General features: G+C 39.8%; 8 protein-coding genes. 1 reads left to right on the top strand and 7 read right to left on the bottom strand.

Features of this window, described 5'->3' with window-relative positions; genetic code table 11:
- Nucleotides 1-17 precede the first annotated feature (17 nt).
- The 7 genes from araJ to HMPREF9010_RS21535 form a co-directional block, all read right to left on the bottom strand.
- Nucleotides 18-1,160 (bottom strand): MFS transporter AraJ, encoded by a 1,143-nt coding sequence (gene araJ / locus HMPREF9010_RS21505; protein ID WP_008646862.1) that lies wholly within the window; start codon nt 1,158-1,160, stop codon nt 18-20.
- 301 nt (nt 1,161-1,461) lie between these two features.
- Entirely contained in the window at nt 1,462-2,871 is a 1,410-nt protein-coding gene (locus HMPREF9010_RS21510) for an alpha/beta hydrolase family protein (protein WP_022199497.1), read from the bottom strand.
- A 386-nt stretch (nt 2,872-3,257) separates the two neighbouring features.
- The gene (locus HMPREF9010_RS21515; RefSeq protein ID WP_032852431.1) at nt 3,258-5,264 is read right to left on the bottom strand and encodes a glycoside hydrolase family 97 protein; all 2,007 of its coding nucleotides are present in this window, start codon (nt 5,262-5,264) and stop codon (nt 3,258-3,260) included.
- A 6-nt stretch (nt 5,265-5,270) separates the two neighbouring features.
- On the bottom strand, nt 5,271-6,296 hold the full coding sequence (locus HMPREF9010_RS21520) for a FecR family protein (protein WP_008646853.1): 1,026 nt from the start codon (nt 6,294-6,296) through the stop codon (nt 5,271-5,273).
- Nucleotides 6,297-6,336: 40 nt separating this feature from the next.
- A complete protein-coding gene (locus tag HMPREF9010_RS21525; protein WP_008646851.1) occupies nt 6,337-6,897 on the bottom strand; it encodes an RNA polymerase sigma-70 factor in 561 nt (186 codons plus the stop codon).
- 107 nt (nt 6,898-7,004) lie between these two features.
- Nucleotides 7,005-7,877: a fimbrillin family protein gene (locus HMPREF9010_RS21530; protein WP_008646850.1), complete on the bottom strand. Its 873-nt coding sequence runs from the start codon at nt 7,875-7,877 to the stop codon at nt 7,005-7,007.
- A gap of 22 nt (nt 7,878-7,899) precedes the next feature.
- Nucleotides 7,900-9,774 (bottom strand): fimbrillin family protein, encoded by a 1,875-nt coding sequence (locus tag HMPREF9010_RS21535; protein WP_008646849.1) that lies wholly within the window; start codon nt 9,772-9,774, stop codon nt 7,900-7,902.
- Nucleotides 9,775-10,017: 243 nt separating this feature from the next.
- Between HMPREF9010_RS21535 and HMPREF9010_RS21540 the strand changes: the two genes are divergently transcribed.
- Nucleotides 10,018-13,398 carry a TonB-dependent receptor gene (locus tag HMPREF9010_RS21540; protein ID WP_008646848.1) on the top strand — a complete coding sequence of 1,127 codons (3,381 nt, stop codon included), beginning with the start codon at nt 10,018-10,020 and terminating at the stop codon, nt 13,396-13,398.
- Nucleotides 13,399-13,405 lie beyond the last annotated feature (7 nt).

Here is a 13,405-nt window from a genome sequence, read left to right as displayed (position 1 = left end):
GGCATTTTGGCAGAGTTTTAATATTTTGCCTGATATTTCTTATAGAAAATCAGGAATAAAGTAAATCCAATTAGGGCGAATGGTACACCCGCCAGGGACGGATAACGGTATCCACCACTAACAGCCAGTCCGCCTGCATAAGCACCGATGGCATTTCCGAGATTGAATGCAACCTGCACGCAGGCTGCTCCCAGCATTTCTCCTCCTTTTGATACGCGGATAATTAATATCTGCTCCGGACTGGATACAGCGAACAGTCCTGCCGTACAAAGGCACATCAACAGGGCTGCTGCCCATTTATAGGGAGAAAGGAAGAAAATGAGCAATAACATAATACAGATAAGTGCTTGAGCGGCAGTCCCTATTTTTCCGGGGGTGTAGCGGTCGGAGAGACGTCCGCTAATCAGGTTTCCCACTACCATACCGAAGCCGGCAAGGATCATTAAAGGCGTAATGCTTTCTGCGGAGAAGCCGGACACATTGGTAAGCATCGGATTGATGTAGCTATACCAGCAGAATACACCGCCATTACCTAGTGCCGTAGCACCGAGAATCAGCCACGGAGCCGGAGTTCTAAGAAAGCGGAATTGTCCTTTAAAGCCGGTATCTTTTAAGCCTTCTACATGCGGAACCCATCGCCAGATGTAATATAGGATAACAATTCCCCAGATACCGACCAGCAGGAAAGTGGCACGCCAGGAAAGCATGGTACTTAGGGAAGTGCCCAAAGGTACACCAAACAGGTTGGCAATGGTCATTCCTGCAATCATGATGGAGACGGCTTCCGAACCTTTACCCTTGTCGGCTAGTTTCTCTGCAACAATAGAGCCTACTCCGAAGTATGCACCATGAGGCAAGCCGGAGATAAAACGGGCAGCGAGCAACACCCAGTAATTGGGAGCCATAGCCGCACAGATATTACCTATCATAATTAAGGTAACTAATACTAACAGAATATGTTTTAGCGGATATTTGCGAGCCAGTGTCAATACAGGTGCACCGACACAGACGCCTAATGCATAAGCAGAAATGAAATGCCCTGCGGTAGGAATACTAATACCTAAATCTTTTGCCACATCGGGCAAAATTCCCATCATTACAAATTCGGCAATACCTAATCCCAGTGTGCCGAACGCCAATGCAATAAGACTCTTCTTCATACAAAACTTTACCTTAATACCTGTTACCTTTTTACCTTACTATTATTTGCCGCTTATTTGTTTTGGCTGCAAAGGTAAAACAAAATCTTTCAGGGTGAGTTCGATGAGATGGATTTTGATTTAAATCAAATTAGACAATGTTGGTGTAAGCTGATGACGGGAGATTTATGTAGTATATGTAAATTGTAGCCATTTACTTTCTTTCCAATTCTTGCAAATATTTGAAGAATTTGCAAGAATTAGCAAGAAAAGAATGTGATATTGAGAAATGTGTACTTGCTAAGTAATATCATTAATAGACTTATTGTTTCCTTATCCATTCAATGATATCTTTCAAGACTTCCGGATTGATTGTTTCTTCCAACTGCCCGTATTCGGCCAATGTTCCTTTTTCGCAAGTCTGAAACAGATGATTTAAGTTCGGATAGGCTTTGACTGTTACATTTTTGTTTCCATTTCCGGTGATTCTTTCCTGAATGGCAGCAAGATTCATGGCGGCATCCACTTGAATATCCTTTTCTCCGTTCAGAGCCAGAACCGGACATTTTAGTTTCTTCAAATCCTGGCCTGGGTCATATCTCATAAAATGAAGATACCATGGAGAAGTCATCGAACTGATTTGTGCAGATATCTGCTGGATGGTATTTAGGTCTTTCAATTGTTCGGGAGACATTGTTTTTGTGACGTCTGCATACAGTTCTTTCTGCAACTCTTCGGGAGTTTTGTCTGTTTGTTGCAGTATGGCATATCTGTTCCGTATTGAAGGCTTCATCCCTTGCCAGACGGCATCCGGCATTCCCTGGGATTTAGAGATTAGCTCTACCTGCTTCAGCATCAGACTGTCGCCTCTTACACCGGCTCCTGCCAATGAAACGACAAATGCAATGGATAGGTCCTTTTTAGCAACGATGAATGCAATGATTCCGCCTGCGCTATGTCCGATAATTCCGATTTTCTTTGCATTTATTTCTTTTCTGCTGCGCAGATAATTCACCATTGCTTCCGTATCTGTGGCAAAATCCTCATTGGTAGCTGTTGCGTGAGTACCTTGTGAAGCGGCAGTACCCCTGTCATCACATCTAAGTACAGCAATTCCGTTTCGGGTCAGATAATCGGCGATGACAAAGAAAGGTTTGTGTCCCATGATTTCTTCATCCCGGTTCTGCGCACCGCTTCCCGTCACCATTACCACTGCCGGAAACTTAGTTCCTTTTTCGGGAAGAGTCAATGTTCCGGCAAGGTTAATTCCATCGCGTTCATTCCTCACGGTGACTTCTTCACTTCTGTAAGGGAAAGGCGGTTGAGGCTCCTGCGGACGCTTGGGACGGCTGGCTTCTCCCTTTACCAGATTCAACGGAAGGGGCATTCCTTGTGTAAATGTTCCGTTGATTGTGTTATCACTGTTCAGCTTTCCTTTGTACGAAGCATGAATCACAGGTATCTGGATAATTAAAGTAGAATCATTGAAAGAAGTGGTCTGTGTCTTGATACCGTTGGCTCCTTGGTCGGGACTGTCCAGTGTGGTCACATAAGCGCCTTGTTCCGTTTGACTGATGTGGAATACAATAGTCAATGAACCGGTGGGAAGGGAAAGTTTTCCGTGCCAGGTTCCCGAAATTTCTTGGGCGGAAACAGAGGATGAGAAGAACACTCCGGCTAATAGTCCGGTAATGAATAATATAACGATGTAGGTAGCCTTAACTATTTTCATAAGCGAAAAATTAGGTTTAATCTTAATTGTAAATATAAGATATATACAAAGGTAACAATTTTCCTCATTATAAAATAAGACATTACCTAATCTTGTCAGAATCCGGTAATATCTTATTTGGCTGTTCCTGTATACAATAGTTCGTTAAATGTTAATTTAAAATTTAACGAACTATTGTTTATCTTTACCGCCGATTTATTCAGCAAGCCGATGATTATCTCACTATATTGGTCAAGTTCGTTCAGATTCATTTTTTTCAGGATGTAGGAACCCTTAATATAATGAATCGGTTCGACTTGACTTAATATTTTATTGTTAATTCAAAACTTAACGAACTATTGTCATTAAAAAGTGGAATTATAATTGCTTGAGTTATCTATATCAAATTAAGGTAAGTAGCCCTCTATCTTCATCGCAAATCCACCTCCTGGTGCTAAATGAAGCTTATGTATTTTTGTAATATCCTCTGTTACAAAAAAATCTTTCTTATAGTCCGTTGCATTGCGGTCTGCATTGATTCCATCTTTGAAGATTTCTATTTTATATTTTCCTTGCGGTAAAAAAGAGAGATCTAATTTTACATCACGCGATGTCCAGTTTGTGATTCCTCCTACATACCATATGGAATTATTACGCCGGGCAGTTATAATCCATTCACCTACTTCTCCGTCAATAATTCTTGTTTCATTCCATACTGTAGGAATGGAAGCGATAAATTCTGTACATTCTATTTCTTTGTTGTAATGAGTAGGAGAATCGCAAAGCATGTTCAACGGTGAGTCTAAAATCATATAAAGAGCCAACTGGTGGCATCTGGTTCCTTGACTCATAGGTTTGAAATAGCAAGGGTAAAAATCTTTTTTGGTTGCATTCAGCATAGCTCCCTGCGTGTAGTCCATGGGACCGGCTAACTGGCGAATGAAAGGAATGGTAACATCATATTTCATCTGGTCCTTACTGATATCGTTCCATTTCATCTGCTCCAATCCATGTACACCTTCAAAATTCAGTACATTAGGGTAGGTTCGGTTTAGCCCCGCAGGTTTATGTGTCCCATGTAAATCAAGTAATAGTTTGTATTTGGCAGTTACTTGAGCTGCCTGATAATTAAAGGCTGTCATTTTTTGGTCATCCCGGTCCATAAAGTCCACTTTAAAGCCCTTTACTCCCAACTTGGAATAGTACTTGCACACTTGTTCCATATCCCGATGAAAAGCATAATAACCCGCCCAGAGTATAATGCCAACTTTCTTTGTAGCTGCATAATCTATTAAAGCTTTCAAATCAATTTCAGGAACAACGCACATTAAATTCGCTTTACCGTTTTCGGCCCATCCTTCATCTAATATTATATATTCTATATTTTTTGATGCGGCAAAATCAATATAGTATTTGTACGTATCCGTATTTTTCCAAGCACGAAATTCTACATCAGCCAAATTAAGCGCATTCCACCACTCCCAAGCCACCTTTCCCGGTTTTATCCATGAGATATCTGAAATACGGGACGGCTCTGCCAATAAGAAACTCAAGTCTGATGCAGCTAAATCTGTATCCTTTTGAGCTATAGCAATAATTCGCCAAGGAAAGGTTCGCGCTCCATTCACCTCTGCTATATACTGTTCACGTTCCGTAACGAGTAATTGCAGATTATTATGACCACCTTGCTTTACGTACTTTGGATAACGGGCAAAGACTCCCACCATTGTATGTGGATGTATTTGGGAAATATTCATATAGAGTCCCGGATAATTCTCCAGATTGGTCTCAGTAATGCACATTTTTACTCCGGTGCCCGTATCGACCAATAGTGGCAGAAAACTCAGACGTTTAGGGTTATAGCCTGTAAGCGATGTGGTTTCATACACATTTTCAAATGAATTAAAGAATTGTGCTTCTATATTTCCTTCATTTTCCCTAACATAAGGAACTGTGACTTGATAATTATCAGGAAAATGGTACTCTACCGTCTCATTTTTGATGCAGAAAGGTTGTTTGGAGTGATTAATGAAGCGATACGCTATTCCATCGTTGTAGGCTCTAAACTCGATACTGAAATCTCCTTTAAAGCGAAGCACAAGCGACTTATAGTTTTCGGTTATTGAATCTGCACGGTAAAAAGGAGAAACAATATTGCCTTTTTTCTCATAATGATTCGCTTTAATGACTTTGGGTTGTTCTCCCCATGTGTTTCCATTAACGAGTGTCAGTGCTATCGGAGAATTTTCCAATAAAATTTTTCCTTTATTTTGAATTTGGTACTCAATTTTTTCTCCTACATACACATTTGTCTGCAGATTTTCGTCAGGAGATGTAAGAGTGTATTGTTTCTGAGCGAAAATTGAACTTATCGCAGTAAATGTCATGACGCACAACAGATAATATTTCTTCATAATTTATTAATTTCTTTTTTTACAGCTGATTTTAACATATTGTTTTTCAGTATGATCGCTACTTCCATTCTTAAGATATTGACACTCTATTGACATAGTTTTTTCCAATAAGTGCAAAATCCTATCCAATGATTCATCTTTAAAAGTTGCATGACAGATCAGATTTTTACTCATTTCATCCAATTGGAAACTGATGTTATACATTTGACTTAACCGTTTAAAAATATCCTGCAACGGTTCATTGCGGAAAACTAATTCTCCCTGCTTCCATGAACACCATTTTTCAGGATTACCCAAATATAATTGATAATCTTTGTTGCGGTGATTGTAAACGATACGTTCATTCGGATTCATAAGAATTCGACGTTCTTTGGACGAAACACATACACTGCCTGTGACCAATGTAACTTGCGTCAAACTGTCACTATCATAACTATAGACATTAAATTCCGTTCCCAAAGCTTCAATATCAAGACGAGGCGTATGTACAATGAATGGACGTTTTTTATCAGGAGCTATTTGAAAATAGCCCTCACCTTTCAACTCGACATCGCGCTTTTTACCTTCGAAAGGAAGCGGATAACGCAATGTACTACCACCGTTCATCCAAACTACACTACCATCAGGTAACACTGCTTTAGTTCGTGTGCCATATAAGGCATTCAGTTCTTGCCAGACGTGATTTGTCGATTCTTTCTTCTGAAGATATCCCAAATAGAAAGTCGAAAGAAGCAATGGAACAGCTATGAAAGCAGCTATCCGTTGCCAAGTTCTGACGAAAATTTCAAGCCGATTTCTTCTTTGCCTTCCTTTTATTTTCTCTAAGAGTTGTTCCAGCCGGTACTGAGGTTGAATGCTTTCAATATCAAAAGCAGGATGAGAGATATCCCAGATATTCTTCATCTTCAGGAAATAAGCCAAATGCTCCTTGTCCGCATCCATCCAACGAGACAACTCTTTAGATTCATCAACTCCCGCTTCGCCTGACAAACACTTTATAATCAGTTCATCTATGTATTCTTGTTGATCCATTATTTAATCTATTATATTGTTAGATAATTAATAAAATAAGTCACAAAGGCCATAAGTCTTTCAGGTTATCTCTAAGGTATTTCAATACATTTCCAACGCGTACCTCAACGGTTCTTCTTGATACGTTCATTTCTCTTGCGATATCATCATATTTAATAGATTGGAAACGACTCATACGAAACACATCGACAGACTTTTTATCAAATTGTTCCAACAATGTATTTATTTGTGTCTCTAGCTCAGAATAGCTTACATAATGATCTACATCCCAATTGGTTGCAGTAGAACATTCAAGTACATAAGCTATATGACTTTCAACTATTCTACGATGCTTGATTGCATCATAGCAGTCATGCCGTACAGCTCTCAGTAAAAAACTTCTCAAAGAAGTATCAATACTCAATTCTGTTCTTTTCTCCCAAAGTTCCAAAAATATGCTTTGAATAATATCTTCGCATTCGTTTCTGTCTGCAATAAAAGTCCCACAGTATAACAACAGGTCAGAATGGTACTTAATAAAAAGAGTGGAAAAGGCATGTTGATCGTTTTTCCGCATCCGATTGACTAATTCAAAATCATCTATGACATGTTTTTCTTTCATTTGTTATTTAAGGTATTATATATACTGTCCTTATTGCCATGGTCATTGGGGGATAATTTATTAACAAGTATTATCCCCCGAAAATGTTTTTCAGAAATATTCTTTAATCATGAAAAAGTTTCTACATCCCAATCTTCAATCTCTTTTAAATTAACTTCAATGCCGGGCAGAGAAACCACAATGTCAAAGGTATATTGTTTTCCCATTTCAAATGTCATGTTCCCTATTTTTTTTCTATACTGATTTCCGGCAACATCAAATAGTAGAAGCCCGTTTCCCGTACTTGGAAGTAAGACACATTCTCCATAAGAACCTTCTGATGAAACAGAAACAGGGATATCTCCCGCTTCCATTTCTGTCATTTCGGCAGTTCCCAAAGAAAATTTCCCTATTGCCGGCAAATCAGAACAAGTCAGTCTCAACACTTTCAGGTCTTCCGCACTAATACCTTCACCGTTTCTAATATGAAAGATCATTTTCGCAAAAACATGTTTGAATACCACTTTTACCGGTGTGGTTGTACGATACTTGTTTTTAGCATTATTGCTGTAAAGATAATCGCAAAAATCTGATTTTGCTTGATTCCGGACGTCAAGTTGTAGTACATTCTCTTCCAGACTTGGATTCCATGGTGCATAGAGAATAAAATCCACCTTTGTCGCATCTGTCGGATACAAAAAAGCAGGCTCTTCTCCGGAGACCTTTAACATGCCATCCGCCTGAACTTGCATTTTTTTATTGAAAATTTGGTTGATCGAATTCTCTAATGAAAAATCGGCTTTATTCCGTATCATATAAACACCTACCGTTTCACCTTCTTTCCACTTTTCGACTTCATCTTTGTCATAAGAAGTGATAGATGGCTTGAACAAAACGGCAACTTCTGTTTGCTGATGGTTTTCACCGCCTTTATAGATGTCTTCACAAGCTGCCAAGCCGCACAGGCAAAATGACAATATTATCAATTGTTTTATTTTCATAATTCCATATAATTAATTCGGTTTATTTTGCAATTTTCACACAGCGTACCGGCATAGCGTTGGCACGACTATAATAATTATTATCTATTTTGTTTTGGTCTTTTGCAAGCATTACCATATAAGTCTTTAGATTGGAGGAAGACTCTCCGCAATAAATCATTGCCGACTTTGTTGCCCATTGGAAAGTGCCATCGAATTTTAATCTTCCTGCCAAAGGATAGTTACCGAATGCAGTTCCTGCCGAAGCTAGATATTCAGTATACGTAGTCGGCAGATTCTCCCAAGGCGATTTCCCGTTTTTGTAGATGGGAAGCATCCAGCCCGCAGGCGACGGGTCATAAATAGTCTTTTCCTTTGTCTTACTGTTAGGCCAAAAGTCAGCGGCAAGGTCGTTAGAGGCATTTGGATTAGTAGTCACCCAACTATAGGGCTCGCCTTTAGCAGAGATAAATAGCAGAGGATCTTTCAATACACGACGAATAGACTGTCCTTGGTCGTCTCCCCAAATAGCTTCTACTTTAATCTTCGGCTTATTTCCGTTGTGTCCGAACAACTGGATATCCGCGACGGATGCTCCTTCTCCGGGAAATGTGACAGAACTAGTGGGAAATGGGGTATTTCTACCTCCCTGATAAAAGCAACCGACGGAATTAGGATTGTTTGCATCATCAGTCAAGGCGCCTAAATTGCGGTCCATAAAGTAGTAATCTGTCACCCCGTCTCCATTGTTGTCATAGGCATAAGTGTGTTCATCCGGATTGTAATCTGTTACCCAAATATGCCATACCCAACGGGTATCATTACCGATTTTTACTGCAATGACAGCATTTCCTTGCTTGCCGGCAGATGTTCTCACAGTAATCGTACTTTTATCTGCCTGTTGTCCGTCTTTACTTAAAATTACACCTTGCTCAGGAATAAGGTCTTCTGTGTCCATCCACAACAATGATACGCTCAAAGTCCCGGACAAATCCGGATTCCCGCAGTAGGATTCCTGCCGCCAGACTTCGTACGCTTTCAATACGGGAAAAGTAATTTCTCCACCAGGCTTCACCATATAGCAGTTGGGCAATGAAGGCAAATCTACAAGTTTTGAAGCAATCTGATAACTGTAAGCTTTACCAGGTTCAAACTGTTTATTAGCGGGAGAATATTCATGTTCCGAATTTCCGGCTTTTATAATAAAAGACAGTTCCTGTAGAGGCTGAGAAGGTATGTAAGCTCTGAAATTCTTTTTCCGTTCTTCATCGAAATCTATATTTCCCATAGATGTCTCTTCATCTGCAAGCTTCATTTTATCAGGTGTACCAATTTGAGCGAGATTAAACGTACAGGCGGGTATTACATTTTTCATCTCTATATTTTTCCCACCGCCCGAAGTCAGCTTGACGTCCACCAACGTCAGTTGATGTTTAAATAATAATTGCACTGTTCCGGAAGATGAGGCCAAGTCTACTGTTTTTGCCAGCATCAAGTCATACATGGATTTGGAAGCATCATAGTTGATTGCTGTAGGATTAATGTTTTTGGAGTAAGGATAATAAGCATAAAAATCGAGAACTTCTCCATTCTTCGGAAAATAGACAGGAGTTCCTTCCATTATCCATTCTCCGTCTTTAAGTGTTAATTTTCGATTGTCTATGTAATTACCTTGAGATTGAAGCGCTGTTGAATTACCCGGTAAATGCGATACCGCAAAGACACCAACCGCATCTCCTTCATTAAAAAAGGTCTTAAAGCTGTCGTCAGTAGTCACACGTGTGTTTTTGTCATTGTCTACAGCCAAAACAAATTGTATCTGCTCCCCGCCTGAAGGAGAGGTCTCTGCGAGTTCTGTTTCCTGCTGACAGGAAAACAAGGAAAGAATTCCTATACAATAATAGCAAATTTTTTTCATACATTGTTTTTTTAAGTAATATGCAAAGGCTCTTAAGGCATAAAATAAACTATTCTTGTTTAAAGGGCGATTTAAAAAGAAAATTCCACATCATTCTTATATTGTTTTTTAGATTTTAAAAAAATATGATTATCAACGTGTGTGATTACAATTTGGAATCGCCTTATAAATACATTGGCAAACTGTATAAAATAAACTAATCTTATTATTAGAATTTGCTAACAATTAAATCTTTAAAGAAACATGTCAAAAGAATTATTAAACAGCAAAAACTGGAATAAACTGAAGAAAACTGCTCAGCAGTGGTGGGCGACTTTTTGTTTTCCAGTTATCATGTTGCTCTGCTTTTCTCTGCCGGCATTGGCACAGGAGAAGCAAACAATCACATTACAAGTGAAAGACACATCCATTTCGGAAGTATTGAACATGGTTGAAAAGCAAAGCCAATATAGCTTCTTGTACAACAAGAATGAAGTTGACGTAAGCAAGACTGTTACTCTCTCATTAAAGAAAGCTTCGATGAAAGAAACTTTAAATAAGCTCTTTGCCCATAGCAACATTACGTATGAGTTTGACCGAAACTATGTTATTTTGAAAAAAGTCAAAAAGACCGTTAGTAGAAAGACAGTCAAAGGACGTATCACTGATAAACACGGTGAACCCATGGCTGGAGCAACCATAGCCGATAAAGACGGAAAGACTGGAGTGATCTCCGACATGGACGGAAACTATATGATAACAGTTTCGGCCGGAAGTGTTCTATCTTATCAGTTCATCGGATATGAGACGACGGAAGTTAAAGTGGATGATTATAAGAATGTTATTGATGTCATTTTGATAGAGGCAGCCCAAGGATTAGACGAGGTGGTCGTTATCGGGTACGGCACAGCACAGAAAAAGGACTTGACCGGTTCTGTAAGTTCTGTCATGGGTAGCAGGATCACCGATCGAAAGGTTGCACAGTTGTCTACAGCACTGCAAGGTGCCATGTCGGGAGTCACTGTTACTCGTACCAACAATGCTCCTGGAGCACAAAGTGCGATACGCATTCGTGGTATCACTACGATTGGCGAAAGCAGCCCATTGGTGATAGTGGATGGTGTGCCTGCCGATAACATTAATGATATCAATCCCAACGACGTGGAAAGTATCACTGCACTGAAAGATGCTGCTTCAGCTGCTATTTATGGCTCCAGAGCTGCTTCAGGCGTTATTATTGTAACAACCAAACGAGCCAAGACTAACCAACTCTCTTTGGAATATTCTTATGAATTCGGGATAGATAAACCTACCGCCAGACCGGATTTTGTAGATGTACAACGCTTCATGGAAATGACTAATGAGCTACGTTGGAACGATGCTGGTAATGGAAGCGACGAGTATCCTACATACGCTGCTACAACGATAGATAATTACATGGAGTATAACCGCGAAAATCCAGACAAATATCCCAATACGAATTGGAGAAACGTCTTGCTAAAGAACAAAGCTACCAAACAGACACACTCTTTCAGCATCGCAGGAGGAACGGAACATATACGAACCAAAGCCACTTTCGGATATGACTATGCTGACGGTTTGTACAACAACCGTGATTATGAGCGTTTCACTGTTCGTATGAATAATGATATAAAAATCAACAAATATATTTCTGCGGCATTTGATATCAGTGTAAAGAGATCCAGCTATACCAAGCCAACATACGATCCTATGGATGCCAGTAACTTGTTCCCTCAGGTTTATGCCGCTACTTGGAGCGACGGACGTATAGCCGATGGAAAATCAGGAGATAATCCCTATGCAAAGTTACATTATGGCGGTAACAAAAAAGAGTATTACAATCAGGTCAGTGGGAAAATAGCTTTGTATCTGACTCCGGTCAAGGGATTGAAATTATCAGCCGTGTTATCTCCCATTTATAACGATTCACGTACAAAGGAGTTCAGAAAGCGTATCGAATACTTTAGTGCAGAGAATCCGAATGAACTGATTGGCGCCATTACAGACTATGGTTCTACACAGCTAAGTGAATCAAGAGGCAATAAGCAAAGCATTACCAAACAGTTGTTCGCCAATTATGACTGTACGCTTGGTAATCACACATTAACTTTACTTCTGGGGTATGAAGACAATACCTATAAAACGGAAGACCTCAAGGCTTCCCGCGATCATTTTGAATTGACACAATACCCCTATCTTGACAGAGGTTCAAGTGACTATCAGTTCAATAATGGCAATGCCAAGCACACTGCTTACCGATCTACTTTCGGTAGAATTATGTATAATTATAACAATCGGTATTTGCTTCAGGCTAACCTGCGTAGTGACAGTTCCTCCCGCTTCGACAAGAAACATCGTATCGGATATTTTCCTTCCATATCCGGCGGGTGGGTCATCAGCGAAGAACCATTCTTTAAGGATCTCCATATCAAACCGCTGTCTTTTCTGAAATTCCGTGCGTCTTATGGCTTGTTGGGTAATGACCGTGTCGGAGAATACCCTTATTTGCCTTTACTGGCTTATAGTGACCAATTATTTTATGAAGGTAATAATGTTACTTCCTATCTTACTGCCGCACAGTGGCAATACGCCATCCGCAATATATCATGGGAAACAACAAAAACATTTGGATTAGGACTTGATGTAGCCTTATTGGACGGACGTTTGCGGTTGACTGCAGACTATTACTACAAGATAACTAAGGATATGATTTTGGATGTAGATATACCGGATTATGTAGGATATGACAACCCTCAACAGAATACCGGCAAGATGAAAACAACCGGTTTTGAAATTGAAATGAGCTGGAATGATCATATCAATGACTTTCATTACGGAATATCTGCCAATCTAAGCGATTATCGTTCTAAAATGGGTTACCTTGGGGGAAATCAATTTTTAGGAGACCGAATAAAGAGAATGGGTAGCTATTTCAACGAATGGTACGGATATCGTACAGATGGTATTTTCCAAACATCGGAAGAAATTGCGAATACTCCAGTGATGAATAATAATGTGAAACCGGGTGATATCAAGTATCTGAAAGCCGATCCAACCGATAATTCACCGATCTCTCCGGACAGAGACAGAGTATTATTGGGTAATTCACAACCCCGTTTTTTATATGGCGCCACTTTAAATGCCGATTACAAGGGTTTTGATTTGAATATTAGCATGCAAGGAATAGGAAAACAATTGCAATGCAAAAAAACGGAAATGGTTCAGCCGTTGCGTAACAATTTCGGTGCTATTCCCCGACTGATTGATGGCAAATATTGGAGCAATTACAATACTCCCGAACAAAATGCAGAAGCAAAGTACCCCCGCCTTACATCCACTCAATCAGGCCACAACTATGCAATGTCCGATTTTTGGCTGTTCAATGGCGCCTATTTTCGCTTGAAAAATATCACTGTCGGTTATACCGTCCCCAAGCATTTGACAGAGAAATTGAGTATTAAGAGTCTGCGCATCTATCTTAGTGCCAACGATATTCTGTGCTTCAGCAAATATCCGAAAGGATGGGATCCGGAGAACAGTTCGGACGTAATCGGTGGTACGGATAATAAAGATTTCTATCCTATTACCAGATCCATACTTGGAGGTATTAACATTAAATTTTAAAACTGAA

The organism is Bacteroides sp. 3_1_23 (genome assembly GCF_000162555.1).
Classification (GTDB): domain Bacteria; phylum Bacteroidota; class Bacteroidia; order Bacteroidales; family Bacteroidaceae; genus Bacteroides; species Bacteroides ovatus.
The sequence above is the reverse complement of the archived record's forward strand: the minus strand, read 5'-3'. Positions and strand labels throughout refer to the sequence as shown.